16 protein-coding genes are annotated in these 12,645 nt (G+C 58.0%); 3 read left to right on the forward strand and 13 right to left on the reverse strand.

Translation table 11 applies throughout. The annotated features are described in order from the left end of the window. Nucleotides 1-54: 54 nt before the first annotated feature. Genes rplT through thrS form a run of 4 tightly spaced genes read right to left on the reverse strand, consistent with a single transcriptional unit; the run spans nt 55 to nt 3,168 of the window. Nucleotides 55-411, reverse strand: coding sequence for a 50S ribosomal protein L20 (gene rplT / locus V3W27_RS15900; protein WP_002553161.1), 357 nt, complete (start codon nt 409-411; stop codon nt 55-57). 28 nt (nt 412-439) lie between these two features. Then, the gene (gene rpmI, locus V3W27_RS15905) at nt 440-634 is read right to left on the reverse strand and encodes a 50S ribosomal protein L35 (protein WP_002553160.1); all 195 of its coding nucleotides are present in this window, start codon (nt 632-634) and stop codon (nt 440-442) included. Between the two features lie 60 nt (nt 635-694). After that, nucleotides 695-1,246, reverse strand: a complete 552-nt coding sequence (gene infC / locus V3W27_RS15910; protein ID WP_170929410.1) for a translation initiation factor IF-3 — start codon at nt 1,244-1,246, stop codon at nt 695-697. Continuing rightward, nucleotides 1,246-3,168, reverse strand: a complete 1,923-nt coding sequence (thrS, locus tag V3W27_RS15915; protein WP_007961251.1) for a threonine--tRNA ligase — start codon at nt 3,166-3,168, stop codon at nt 1,246-1,248. The genes infC and thrS overlap by 1 nt, the downstream gene beginning before the upstream one ends. 381 nt (nt 3,169-3,549) lie before the next feature. Between thrS and V3W27_RS15920 the strand changes: the two genes are divergently transcribed. Together V3W27_RS15920 and V3W27_RS15925 are read left to right on the forward strand one after the other, a co-directional pair. Continuing rightward, nucleotides 3,550-3,849 (forward strand): hypothetical protein, encoded by a 300-nt coding sequence (locus V3W27_RS15920; RefSeq protein ID WP_330207035.1) that lies wholly within the window; start codon nt 3,550-3,552, stop codon nt 3,847-3,849. Nucleotides 3,850-4,141: 292 nt separating this feature from the next. After that, nucleotides 4,142-4,354 carry a cold-shock protein gene (locus V3W27_RS15925; protein ID WP_003179963.1) on the forward strand — a complete coding sequence of 71 codons (213 nt, stop codon included), beginning with the start codon at nt 4,142-4,144 and terminating at the stop codon, nt 4,352-4,354. A 72-nt stretch (nt 4,355-4,426) separates the two neighbouring features. Here the strand turns inward: V3W27_RS15925 and V3W27_RS15930 are convergent, their stop codons facing one another. Further along, complete coding sequence (locus V3W27_RS15930; protein WP_007961248.1) at nt 4,427-4,744, reverse strand: I78 family peptidase inhibitor; 318 nt, start codon at nt 4,742-4,744, stop codon at nt 4,427-4,429. Between the two features lie 168 nt (nt 4,745-4,912). Then, nucleotides 4,913-5,218, reverse strand: coding sequence for a hypothetical protein (locus tag V3W27_RS15935; RefSeq protein ID WP_007961247.1), 306 nt, complete (start codon nt 5,216-5,218; stop codon nt 4,913-4,915). Between the two features lie 132 nt (nt 5,219-5,350). Here V3W27_RS15935 and V3W27_RS15940 point away from each other — a divergent pair, with 132 nt between their 5' ends. After that, on the forward strand, nt 5,351-5,563 hold the full coding sequence (locus tag V3W27_RS15940; protein ID WP_096796226.1) for a hypothetical protein: 213 nt from the start codon (nt 5,351-5,353) through the stop codon (nt 5,561-5,563). A 33-nt stretch (nt 5,564-5,596) separates the two neighbouring features. Here V3W27_RS15940 and V3W27_RS15945 read toward each other — a convergent pair whose 3' ends face one another. From V3W27_RS15945 to V3W27_RS15975, 7 genes are read right to left on the reverse strand one after another with little or no spacing between them, the layout of a single operon-like run. Next, on the reverse strand, nt 5,597-6,625 hold the full coding sequence (locus V3W27_RS15945; protein ID WP_096796176.1) for a nucleoside hydrolase: 1,029 nt from the start codon (nt 6,623-6,625) through the stop codon (nt 5,597-5,599). A 44-nt stretch (nt 6,626-6,669) separates the two neighbouring features. Continuing rightward, the gene (rbsD, locus tag V3W27_RS15950) at nt 6,670-7,074 is read right to left on the reverse strand and encodes a D-ribose pyranase (RefSeq protein ID WP_027611553.1); all 405 of its coding nucleotides are present in this window, start codon (nt 7,072-7,074) and stop codon (nt 6,670-6,672) included. Further along, nucleotides 7,071-7,988: a ribokinase gene (gene rbsK / locus V3W27_RS15955; RefSeq protein ID WP_096796175.1), complete on the reverse strand. Its 918-nt coding sequence runs from the start codon at nt 7,986-7,988 to the stop codon at nt 7,071-7,073. Before rbsK ends, rbsD begins: the two co-directional genes overlap by 4 nt. A 24-nt stretch (nt 7,989-8,012) precedes the next feature. Beyond that, the gene (locus V3W27_RS15960) at nt 8,013-9,032 is read right to left on the reverse strand and encodes a LacI family DNA-binding transcriptional regulator (RefSeq protein ID WP_027611551.1); all 1,020 of its coding nucleotides are present in this window, start codon (nt 9,030-9,032) and stop codon (nt 8,013-8,015) included. A gap of 3 nt (nt 9,033-9,035) precedes the next feature. After that, nucleotides 9,036-10,013 (reverse strand): ABC transporter permease, encoded by a 978-nt coding sequence (locus tag V3W27_RS15965; RefSeq protein ID WP_007961238.1) that lies wholly within the window; start codon nt 10,011-10,013, stop codon nt 9,036-9,038. Beyond that, nucleotides 10,010-11,563: a sugar ABC transporter ATP-binding protein gene (locus V3W27_RS15970; RefSeq protein ID WP_330207036.1), complete on the reverse strand. Its 1,554-nt coding sequence runs from the start codon at nt 11,561-11,563 to the stop codon at nt 10,010-10,012. The genes V3W27_RS15965 and V3W27_RS15970 overlap by 4 nt, the downstream gene beginning before the upstream one ends. A 57-nt stretch (nt 11,564-11,620) precedes the next feature. Next, nucleotides 11,621-12,577, reverse strand: coding sequence for a sugar ABC transporter substrate-binding protein (locus V3W27_RS15975; protein WP_330207037.1), 957 nt, complete (start codon nt 12,575-12,577; stop codon nt 11,621-11,623). Nucleotides 12,578-12,645 lie beyond the last annotated feature (68 nt).

Below are 12,645 nucleotides of genomic sequence, written 5' to 3' on the forward strand. Positions count from 1 at the left end.
TGACGTTTAACACCTGGCCCCACAGAGGTGAGGCCGGGTGACTGTCGGGGGTACTTAAGCCAAGGTGGCTTTAGCTTTCTCGACAATCGCAGCAAACGCCGCTTTTTCGTTCACTGCCAGATCAGCCAGAACCTTACGGTCGATCTCGATGGACGCTTTTTTCAGGCCAGCGATGAAACGGCTGTAGGACAGACCATTAACACGAGCACCAGCGTTGATACGAGCGATCCACAGAGCGCGGAACTGACGTTTTTTCTGACGACGGTCACGGTAGGCGTATTGGCCTGCCTTGATTACCGCTTGCTTGGCAACACGGAATACGCGGGAGCGTGCGCCGTAGTAGCCTTTAGCAAGTTTCAGAATTTTTTTGTGACGCTTACGGGCAATGACGCCACGCTTTACACGAGCCATGAGTTACTTCCTCTATTCTTGACTAAAATTAACGAAGGCGCAGCATGCGCTCGACTTTTGCCACGTCAGACGGATGCAGCAAGCTGCTACCGCGCAGTTGACGCTTACGCTTGGTCGACATTTTGGTCAGGATGTGGCTCTTGAAAGCGTGCTTGTGCTTGATACCGTTAGCAGTTTTCAGAAACCGCTTAGCAGCACCACTTTTGGTTTTCATTTTTGGCATGTTCGGATACTCCGCATTCAGTTGATAAACATAATCAGAAGGCCTGCCGTGCCCTGTTGATTACTTCTTCTTTTTCGGGGCGATGACCATGATCAGCTGGCGTCCTTCCATCTTAGGATGCTGTTCGACCGAACCGTACTCGAGCAGGTCAGCTTCAACCCGCTTGAGGAGTTCCATCCCCAGCTCCTGGTGGGCCATCTCACGGCCGCGGAATCGCAAGGATACCTTGGCCCTGTCCCCGTCACTCAGGAAACGTACCAGGTTGCGCAGTTTTACCTGGTAATCCCCTTCCTCCGTCCCTGGACGAAACTTGATTTCTTTTACCTGAATCTGCTTCTGGTTTTTCTTCGCTGCTGCAATCTGCTTCTTCTTCTCGAAGATCGATTTGCCGTAGTCCATCACCCGGCAAACCGGTGGGACTGCGTCAGCAGAGATTTCTACCAGATCAAGCTTTGCTTCTTCAGCAATACGAAGCGCTTCATCAATCGAGACGATGCCAATCTGCTCGCCATCAGCGCCAATTAACCGAACCTCGCGTGCCGAGATATTCTCGTTGATCGGGGCTTTCGGTGCAGCTCGTTTATCTTGTCTCATTTCACGCTTAATAATAATTACTCCGAATCTGGGCGACCACGCCGGGAAACCGCTTGCGCGAGAAACTCAGCGAACTGGGCGACGGGCATCGAGCCCAGGTCAGCACCTTCACGAGTACGCACAGCGACAGTCTGCATCTCGACTTCCTTATCTCCGATAACCAAAAGATAGGGAACCTTGAGCAAAGTATGCTCGCGGATTTTAAAGCCGATCTTTTCATTTCTCAAGTCGGACTTGGCACGAAATCCGCTTTCGTTGAGAGTTTTTTCAACCTGAGCGACGAAATCTGCTTGTTTATCAGTGATATTCATGATCACTGCCTGGGTTGGCGCCAGCCACGCAGGGAATGCACCTTCGTAATGCTCGATCAGAATCCCGACGAAACGCTCGAACGAACCGAGGATCGCCCGGTGCAGCATCACTGGGTGTTTGCGGCTGTTGTCTTCGGAGACGTATTCGGCGCCCAGACGGACAGGCAGGTTGAAATCGAGCTGCAAGGTACCACACTGCCAGACGCGACCGAGGCAATCTTTCAGCGAGAACTCGATTTTCGGACCGTAGAACGCACCTTCACCCGGCTGCAGATCATACGGCAGACCCGCAGAATCAAGGGCTGCAGCCAGTGCCGCTTCGGCGCGATCCCACAGCTCGTCGGAACCTACGCGTTTTTCCGGACGAGTGGACAGTTTCATCTCGACGTCGGTGAAGCCGAAATCGCGGTAAACGTCCATGGTCAGCTTGATGAACGCCGCGGATTCGGCCTGCATCTGCTCTTCGGTGCAGAAAATGTGGGCGTCGTCCTGAGTGAACGCACGCACACGCATGATGCCGTGCAACGCACCCGACGGCTCGTTACGGTGGCAGGCACCGAACTCGGCCAGACGCATCGGCAGCTCGCGGTAGCTCTTCAGGCCCTGGTTGAACACCTGCACGTGGCATGGGCAGTTCATCGGCTTGATGGCGTAGTCGCGGCTTTCCGATTCGGTGGTGAACATGTTGTCGGCGTAGTTGGCCCAGTGTCCGGATTTCTCCCACAGGCTGCGATCGACCACTTGCGGAGTCTTGATCTCCAGGTAGCCGTTGTCGCGCTGCACTTTGCGCATGTACTGCTCGAGCACTTGATACAGGGTCCAGCCGTTCGGGTGCCAGAACACCATGCCCGGCGCTTCTTCCTGGGTGTGGAACAGGCCCAGGCGCTTGCCGATCTTGCGGTGGTCGCGCTTTTCCGCTTCTTCGATGCGCTGGATGTAAGCCGCCAGCTGCTTCTTGTCTGCCCAGGCAGTACCGTAAACGCGCTGCAGTTGCTCGTTCTTGGCATCACCGCGCCAGTAAGCGCCGGACAACTTGGTCAGCTTGAAGGATTTCAGGAAGCGCGTGTTTGGCACGTGCGGACCGCGACACATGTCGACGTATTCTTCGTGGTAGTACAGGCCCATGGCCTGTTCGTTCGGCATGTCTTCGACCAGGCGCAGCTTGTAGTCTTCGCCACGAGCCTTGAACACTTCGATCACTTCGGCGCGCGGAGTGACTTTCTTGATGACGTCGTAATCCTTGTCGATCAGCTGATGCATGCGCTGTTCGATGGCGGCCATGTCGTCCGGCGTAAAAGGACGCTCGAAGGCGATGTCGTAATAGAAGCCTTCGTCGATGACCGGCCCGATGACCATTTTCGCAGTCGGGTACAGCTGTTTGACCGCGTGGCCAACCAGGTGCGCGCAAGAGTGGCGAATGATCTCCAGCCCCTCTTCATCCTTTGGCGTGATGATTTGCAGCGTCGCGTCGCTGTCGATGATGTCGCAGGCGTCGACCAGCTTGCCGTTGACCTTGCCGGCCACAGTGGCCTTGGCCAGACCGGCACCAATGGATGCGGCGACCTCGGCTACGGAAACCGGGTGATCGAATGAACGTTGACTGCCGTCGGGAAGAGTAATAGTTGGCATGGCGCCTCCTCTCCTAGTGGTGACCCCTACCAAAGGTCACGTGGGTTGGGATGAGCCAGTACAAGATCCGATCCAGGCCATTCAATGACGAACGCCTGCCTTACAGCGGCAGGAGCCTTGCGGCCAACCGGAAAACCGAACCAGAGTGACTGGGATTCAAATCAGAATTTTCGCACGCTGACCGCTGCCGGGGCTGAAGGCCATCCGGAGCCTGAGAACGCTTGAGCCCGGCATGCTAGCACAGATGAGTGGTCACCGACGTCATCGAATTGAGGTGTTGCTGATTTGCGCATTTTTGCGGCGCGCAGTGAACTTGGGATATACGCTTTGCCTCAAATAAGCTGAGAATCGTCGCCGATATCAACCCAAGGAGTTTCCGACATGCGCCTTATCCGACTTTTTGCTTTCGCGGCCCCGCTGGCCCTGCTGCTGCCGCTGAGCGCCAACGCGGCCTGGCCTGCCGGCGTCAAAGCCCAATACATGAACGACTGCACCGCCGCAGCCAGCAAGAGCGTCAATCCGGCCGAAGCCAAAAAACACTGCGCTTGCGGTGCCGACGTTCTGGAAAAGAAATTCACCACGCAAGAGATCGCGCAACTGATGGACAAGAACACCCCGCCAAGTAGTGAACTGGGTCAGAGCGCATTGGAAGCAATCAAGGTTTGCCGAGTGCAGAAATAAACGCTGACGAATGTTTTTTCGGGCGTCCAGCAGGCTGAAAACCGCCAAAAAGACCCCGAAATCGATAATTTACGCAGGTTTTATAGCTTTTTTTACACCCTCTTCTTTCGGCTGAAAGCCACTGAAACCGGGGCTTGCAGACATTTCAGAGGTTGAAATCAATGCAATATGAAAGCAAACAGCACGTCCGGGGGGCTACCAAAGCGAACATTTCGACTATGATACTCCGGTGTGCCCAGTTGGCCTGAGCAGCACAGTACTACTGAAAATATATGTTTCTTGGAGATACACCATGTCTAATCGCCAAACCGGCACCGTTAAATGGTTCAACGATGAAAAAGGCTTCGGCTTCATCACTCCTCAAGGTGGCGGTGACGACCTGTTCGTACACTTCAAAGCTATCGAATCCGACGGTTTCAAAAGCCTGAAAGAAGGCCAGACCGTCTCTTTCGTGGCTGAGAAAGGCCAAAAGGGTATGCAAGCTGCACAAGTTCGCCCAGAGTAATTTCCCGGCGCACTAAAAAAACCCCGTCCATGTGACGGGGTTTTTTATGCCTGCAACAAAAGCGGTCTGCGATCAGCCGCAGTTGACGCGAGTGACCACCAGGTTGTTGTCGGTGTTCAGATTCAAGCGATCGGAACGGTACTCCAGAGTGATCATGTCGGTTGGCTTGAGGAAGCGGGCGTTTTGCGCGCCAGCCTTGGCACGAGCCTGATCGAGCAGTTCCGGCGAAGCCTTTTTACCGATGGCAAACTCCGCTGCCTTTGCTTCACAGCGGCTATGACCAGCATCGGTCGCCACAGGATCCTTTGCCGACTCGCTGGAGGTTGTGCTGCAACCGGCCAACATGGCAACGGCCATTAGTGCACCCAGAGACGCGAACTTCAAAGGCATGAAGCCTCCTTTTTTCAAATGGTTAAGCTGAGATCGTGCGACCGCCAATTCGGCGTTTGGTTTCACAGCCGGTGCCATCATCCTGCCCCACGACCCGGAAAAACGCTGAGTCTGCCTGAAGTGCGGGCACCGCATCCTCACGCAATCGTCACCGAATATTAACGACGCTCAATAGACGTCGATGTAATCAAGCGGCGGATTCGGCCAGTTGTCTTTCAGCGCGTTGAAAATCTGCATCACCCAGACTTCATCGCTGGCCGCAACATTGCCGACATAACCCGAGCCCTTGGCCCAAGTCTCCAGGCGAAACAGCAGGCCATCAATATCCTGGCCGCCGGTCACACCGGAAGAGATATAGGCAATCCCACCCTTGGTCACACGCAGCTGCGTGTGCACATCATCGCTGGCCGACGCCAGCAACTGGCGCACAGCGTCGAGTGTCAGGCCGTCGGGGGTGTTCAAATCGATCTGCACAGCACATTCCTTGGATCAGCCGGAAAAGACCAAGTGTCGCATAGCGACGCGCTCATGCCTAAGTCGCAGTGCCAAACGCCCGCCAAAGTGGTTAACTCGCTTTCAGACATTTCCGACTTTTCGAGCGCACTCATGAACACCGTAAGCATCTCCGCCGACATCAAGGTTCATTGGCCGAAGGGGCACAGCTCGTACAGCCCGGGCAGTGCGGAGGAGTTGGCATTGATCAGCATCGATCTGCTGGTCAAGACGATGGGAACCCAGGGCGCACAAACGTTTATCGCCCAGGTGTTCGAGCGGTACCAGCATGACGGCGAGAACACGCAGGACACCGAGAGAAAATAAAAACCCGCAGGCTGGCACCTGCGGGTCACAGCCTTACTTCAAGCGCTTCAGACGCTCGGTCAGCAGATCGAAGAAGCCTTGAGCATCCCCATTTTCCACCCAGAAGGCGTTCTTCGGCGCCTTCAGACCGTCATACCAGTCAACGATGGTCTGGCCAAAAGTCGGACCTTCGCGACTATCCACCACAACGTTCACCGAACGACCGGTGAACAGCTCAGGCTTGAGCAGGTAAGCGATAACGGTAGCGTCGTGCACCGGGCCGCCCGGGATGCCGTAGTGCTCCATGTCACCCTTGATGTACTCGTTGAGGATGTCGCCAACAATCTTGCTTGCGTTGTTGTTCAGCGCGGCAATCTGTTTCAGGCGTGCGTCGCTGGTGAGGATCTTGTGGGTCACGTCCAGCGGCAGGTAGGTCAGTTTCACGCCGCTCTTGAGTACCACTTCCGCCGCTTGCGGGTCGGCGAACAGGTTGAATTCGGCCACCGGGGTGATGTTGCCGCCATTGAAGTGCGCACCGCCCATGATCACCACTTCCTTGATGCCATTGACGATCTCCGGCTCCTGGATCAGCGCCAGCGCCAGGTTGGTCTGCGGGCCAAGCATGGCGATGGTGATGCTGTGCGGCTTGGCTTTTTTCAGGGTGTCGATGAGGTAGTTGACCGCATTGCCTTCGGCCAGGCCTTTTTTCGGCTCATGCACGGTGACACCCGACAGGCCTTCCTTGCCATGGATGTTCTCGGCGTAGATCGGCGTACGCATCAGCGGTTTCGGCGCACCGGCATACACCGGAACGTCTTCGCGTCCTGCCCACTCGCGAGCCAGGCGCGCGTTGCGCGATGTCTTGTCGAGGCGCACGTTGCCGGCCACGGTAGTCAGTGCACGAATGTTCAGTTCGTCCGGCGAAGCCAGGGCGAACAGCAAAGCGACCACGTCGTCGGCACCCGGGTCGGTGTCGATGATCAGGTCGATCTTTTCAGCAGCCTGAGCGCCGGTGGCGGTAATAAAAGACAAAAGCAGCAGACTCCGAAGCAATTGGTGGAGTTTTTGAGCATAGCGGTGCATGGCGCATTCCTTGTGCTGATGAAAATGAAAGGGTCGGAACCCGATTAGAATGTTACCCCGGCCACCAGCACGATGTTGCAGTACGGCTGACATTCGCCTGTACGAACAATCGCCCGTGCCTGTCGGCTGAGAACCTTGAATTGCTCATGCGTCAGCAGATCGCGCCGACCGAGGGCGCCCTCTTCCTGCAACTCGTCCAGCGCGACCAGGGCGGTCGGCTGCTTGTCGAGAATTTCGTTGGCCAGCACATGGCTTTCCACCTGCATCTCGCTGAGCACGACTTTCAGGGTACTGACAAAATCCGGAACGCCGTGGGTCAGCGCCAGATCAATCAATTCAACACCCGGTGGCACCGGCAGTCCGGCGTCACCGATGACCACCATGTCACCATGGCCCAGGGAGGCGATCAGCCGCGACAACGCGACGTTGAGCAGAGGAGTCTTTTTCATGCGGGTTTGAACGCCTGTACGTCGGACATGGTTGGAATGGAAGGTTGTGCGCCGGCCCGGGTCACAGACAGCGCTGCCGCGACTTGCCCGTACCGGATCGCCTCGGCCTCGGATTTGCCACTGGCGAGCGCCGCCGCAAAACCGCCGACGAAGGTATCGCCGGCGGCGGTGGTATCGACGGCCTTCACCTTCGGCGCCGGGAAGTGCTCGAAACCTTTGCCATTGGCAAACAGTGAACCTTGCGCACCGAGGGTAATGATGACCTTGCCCGCGCCCATTGCGATCAACTGGTTGGCAGCGCTTTCTGCGCTTTGCAGCGAATCGACCGGCAACCCGCTCAACGCGGATGCTTCACTTTCGTTGGGGATCAGGTAGTCGATGGCGGCAAACCAGTCTGCCGGTAGCGGACGACTGGCTGGCGCCGGATTGAGGATCACCGTCTTGCCCAACGCACGTGCACGCTTGAGCGCATGCCCTACCGTTGCATCCGGGATCTCGAGCTGGCAGATAATCACGTCGGCCGCTTGCAGCACCGCATCAAAACGGTCGATCACTGCCGGGGTCATTGCACCGTTGGCGCCAGCAACGATCACGATGGCGTTCTGACTGTTGTCATCGACCACGATCAGCGCCACGCCACTGGAATCTTCGACCGTGCTCACCGCCTGACAATCGATCTGCTCGGCCAGCAATGCCTCACGCAATTGCACGCCGTAGTCATCGTTGCCAACACAGCCGACCATTGCCACCCGCGCACCCAGGCGCGCAGCAGCGACTGCCTGATTGGCGCCCTTGCCGCCGGACACGGTGGCAAAGGAATGACCGATCAGCGTTTCACCGCCCTTGGGCAGCCGTGGTGCCCGGGTGACCAGATCCATGTTCAGGCTGCCTATTACCACTACATTTGCTGGCATACATCACTACTCGTCAATTCGGTTTCAGCGGTACTCGGTGAATACGCCGGACAGCGGCGCAGTCGATTCGCGCAAGACAATACTCGGGGTCACGATCCGTTGATCGGTGACCAGACTCGGGGTAGCAATCCTTCGCAGCAACACTTCGGCAGCCATCTCGCCCAACTGCAGGATCGACTGGCCGACCGTGGTCAACGCCGGGTACACGTAGCGACTCATCTGGATATCGTCGAAGCCGATCACCGACAGCTCGCTTGGCACGCGCACATTGCGCTCGGCCGCCGCGCGCAGCACACCGATACCGATCATGTCGTTACCGGCGAAGATCGCACTCGGCGGATTGCTTTCAAGCAGGATCGCTGCCGCGTTGTAACCACCGGTGCTGGTGAAATCGCTTTCCAGCATGCGCTCGGCCCGTACCTTGATGCCCGCCTCCTGCAGCGCCCGACAAAAACCGGCCTGACGCATTTGCGCCACGCTGGTGCTCGACGGACCACCGATGGTGGCGATGTCACGATGGCCCAGCTCCAGCAGATGCCGCGTCGCCAGATAAGCGCCATACTCATGGTCGATGCGCACCAGGTCGGCGTCGACGCCATCCAGCCCGCGGTCGACGATGACCATTGGCGTCTTCACCCCGGCCAGCCCTTGCGCAAGTCCGATGTCACCACCGGCGGAGGCGACGATCAGTCCGTCGATGCGTTTTTCCAGCAGCACGCGCAAATAGCTGCGCTGTTTTTCCGGGTTGTCGTCAGAATTGCAGAGGATCACGCAGTAGCCGTTACGCTCGCAGTAATCCTCGATGCCCCGTGCCAACTCGGCAAAATACGGGTTGAGACTGTTGGGCACCAATAAGCCAATGGTCGCAGTGGTCTTGGCTTTCAGCGAACGCGCCACCGCACTCGGCACATAGTCGAGGCTTTTGATGGCCGCCTCGACCTTCAACCGCACTTCCTGGCTGACCGGGCGCGTCTTGTTCACCACGTGAGAAACCGTGGTGTAGGAAATCCCCGCGAGCGCCGCCACATCCTTGATCGTTGCCATCTGTTAGCCCCGTCGACTGGCGCGCTGGCTGCGATAGGTATCGAGCACTACCGCGATGACAATCACCGCGCCGGTGATGATGCGTTTGGTTGGCTCGGTCGCGCCGATCTGCGCCAGACCGGCGGCCAGTACCGAAATGATCAACACACCGAAAAAGGTGCTGATCACCGAACCACGGCCACCCATCAGACTGGTGCCACCGATCACCACGGCGGCGATCACTTGCAATTCGAGACCGGAGCCGGCATTCGGGTCTGCAGCTTCCAGACGGGAAATCTGGAACAGTGCGGCAATCCCGGCCAGCAGCCCCATCAGGCTGAACACCAGAATCTTGTACGGTTTTGGATTGATCCCGGCCAGCCGCACCGCTTCCTCGTTGGTGCCGATACCGATCAGGTAACGACCAAACACGGTGCGGGTCAGCACAGCTTGCGCAATGAATATCACCAGCAAGGCAATGATGAACGACGGCGAAATGCCGAACGCGATCGGGTTCGACAGCCAGGCAAACGAATCACCGATGTAGGCGGTGCGCGAACCGGTCATCTGATACGCCAGGCCTCGGGCCATTTCCAGCACGCCGAGCGAAACGATGAACGATGGAATACGCCACGCCACGGTGATCGAACCGGTCACCGTACCCGCCAGTGCCGCCACCGCCATACCCAGCAACGCGGCTGGCAACACACTCCAGCCCCAACCGAGAATCGCCACGCTGACTGTCGAGGCGGCAAGCGCCAGCACCGAACCCACCGACAGGTCGATGCCGCCGATGATCAGTACAAAGGTCATGCCCACCGCCAGCACCATCAGATCGGGAATCTGGTTGGCCAGCGTGCTGAAAGTGTCATAGGACAGAAAGTGGCTGCTCATCATCGAGAACAGCGCCACCATCGCCAACAAGGCACCGGCCAGGCCCAGATAAGTGCCCAGACCATAGAAATTGCCACTACGTTTGCCGGCGGAAGATGCAGTTTTCATGGGAGATCCCTAGGCGCTGCTTCATTGAGCAACGCATCACGTTTTTGGTAGCCGGCGAACGCGGCGGCAAGCAAATCATCCTGGGTCCAGCTGTCGCGCTCGAAGGTATCGATCAGACGCCCTGCCGACAGCACACCGATCCGGTCGCAGATCAGCATCAGTTCGCGCAGGTCACTGGATACCACGACCAGCGCCTTGCCCTGGCGCGTCAACTCGCCCAGCAAGGCATAGATATCGAACTTGGCACCGACATCGATGCCGCGGGTCGGCTCGTCGAACAACAGCACCGAGCAATCACGCTCCAGCCAGCGGCCGATCACCACTTTCTGCTGGTTGCCGCCGGACAACTCCGACACCAGTTGTGTCGGGCTGGAACTGCGGATGCGCATGGCGTCAATCTGACGCTGCGCCAGGGAAATTTCGTCGCTGTTATTGACGATCCCGGCCCTGGAAATCTCCGGCATGTTGCCCAAGGCGATGTTGGCGCTGATCGACTGACTGAGCAGCAGGCCTTCGCCCTTTCGGTCTTCAGTAATCAAGGCAATGCCATGGTTCACTGCATCAACCGGTGAACGCACACTGACCACCTGCGCCGGCGAACCCAGCGCGATCGTGCCGCTGTCGGCCAGGTCGGCGCCGAAAATCAGCCGCAGTAATTCCGTGCGCCCTGCCCCGATCAGCCCGGAAATCCCGAAGATCTCGCCGGCGCGCACTTCGAAGGAAACATCGCGCACCTTGTCGGAGCGGGTCAGGCCTTGGACCGTCAGTGCCGGGGCGCCGATCTTGCGCGGGCCCATGTCGATGTGTTCGCCCAGTTCGCGGCCAACCATCAAGGTGACCAGTTGCTCGCTGTTGTAGTTGGCCATCGGCTCGACGCAAACCAGATTACCGTCACGCAGCACGGCAATGCGTTGCGCGACGCGCGCCAGCTCTTCGAGGCGGTGCGAGATATAGATGATCGAGACGCCACGCGCCTGCAAACGAGTGATCTGCTCGAAGAGCATTTCCACCTCGCGGGCGGTGAGCATCGCAGTCGGCTCATCGAGGATCAGCACATGGCAATCGCCGATCAGGTTGCGTGCGATCTCGACCATCTGCTGGTGCCCGATCCCCAGCTCACCCACCAGGGTGTCCGGGTCAATGGCATCAAGGCCGACCTGCGCCATGGCTTCGATCGCGGCTTTGCGCAATTGCTTGCGACTGATCCAGCCGCCGTTGCTCGGCAGGTTGTCGAGAAACAGGTTTTCCGCCACCGACAGGGTCGGCAGCAGATTGAGTTCTTGCATGACCATGCGCACGCCAAGCTCTTCGGCCTGGGTGCGACTGCCCGGACGGTAGTCCTTGCCCTGGAATTGCATCTGACCGGTGGTGGGCGTAACCAGACCCCCAATGATCTTCGACAGCGTGCTTTTACCGGCGCCATTCTCACCGGTCAGCGCCAGCACTTCACCGCGCATCAGCGTCAAGTCGATGCCCGTGAGCACCGGTTGCGCATAGGTCTTACCGATACCGCTGACCGAGAGGACAGCGTTCGGGGCGGAAACTGACATAAAAAACTCTCCATGCGCTCGTCCGGACGGACGAGCGCCGTTGTGTCGCCGGAAGACTTACTTAGTGACCAGCTCGACTGGCGTTTCGATCACGCCATTGACGCCGCTGTCGACTTTTTCGCCCTTGAGGATTTTCAGCGCAGTCTCGATACCGAACACGGCCTGCTTGGCAGCGAACTGATCGGCCGTCGCCAGCACACGACCATCCTTGAGCATCGGCTTGATCGCATTGATATTGTCGTAGCCGACCACTTGGACCTTGCCCGCCTTGCCAGCAGCGCGCACAGCGGAAACAGCGCCAACGGCCATGCTGTCGTTACCCGCCAGCAGCGCTTTCACATCCGGGTATTCGCTGAGAATCGAAGCGGCAACCTTGTTGCCCTTGTCGATCTCCCAGTCACCGGATTGCAAGGAGACAACCTTGATCTGCGCCGCGTCCATCGCATCCTTGAAACCTGCGGTGCGTTGCTGGGCGTTGGTGGTGGTGGATACGCCTTCGATGATGCCGACCTCGTCACCGGCCTTCAGTTGCATGGCCAGGTATTCGCCGACCAGACGCGCACCTTTGCGGTTGTCCGGGCCTACGAAAGGCACGCTGATGTTTTTGCTTTTGACAATCTGCGGATCGAGCTGATTGTCGATGTTGATCACAGTAATGCCGGCATCGACGGCTTTCTTGATCACCGGCACCATGGCTTTGGAATCGGACGGTGCGATGACCAGCGCGTTGACCTTGGCCAGAATCATCTGCTCGACGATGCGGGTCTGGCCGGCGGTATCGGTCTCGTCCTTGATGCCGTTGGAGATCAGGTCGAAGTCGGCGGAGTGTTCTTTCTGGTAGGCCTTGGCGCCATCTTCCATGGTCAGGAAGAATTCGTTGGCCAGGGATTTCATGACCAGTGCGACTTTGGGTTTTTCCGGGGACTCGGCGAAAGCCGAAGAGACAGGTAGTGCGGCGGCTGCGGCAGCCAGCATAGCGACAGCAAGAAGACGTCCAGCGAATGGCAGCTTCATGGGTTCACTCCGATCTTATGATTATTGTGAGCAACGCTCGCGCTGGCGTAAGCTTCAGCGCTCTCTTC

Source organism: Pseudomonas sp. AM14(2022), assembly GCF_036346455.1.
GTDB lineage: Bacteria > Pseudomonadota > Gammaproteobacteria > Pseudomonadales > Pseudomonadaceae > Aquipseudomonas > Aquipseudomonas putida_A.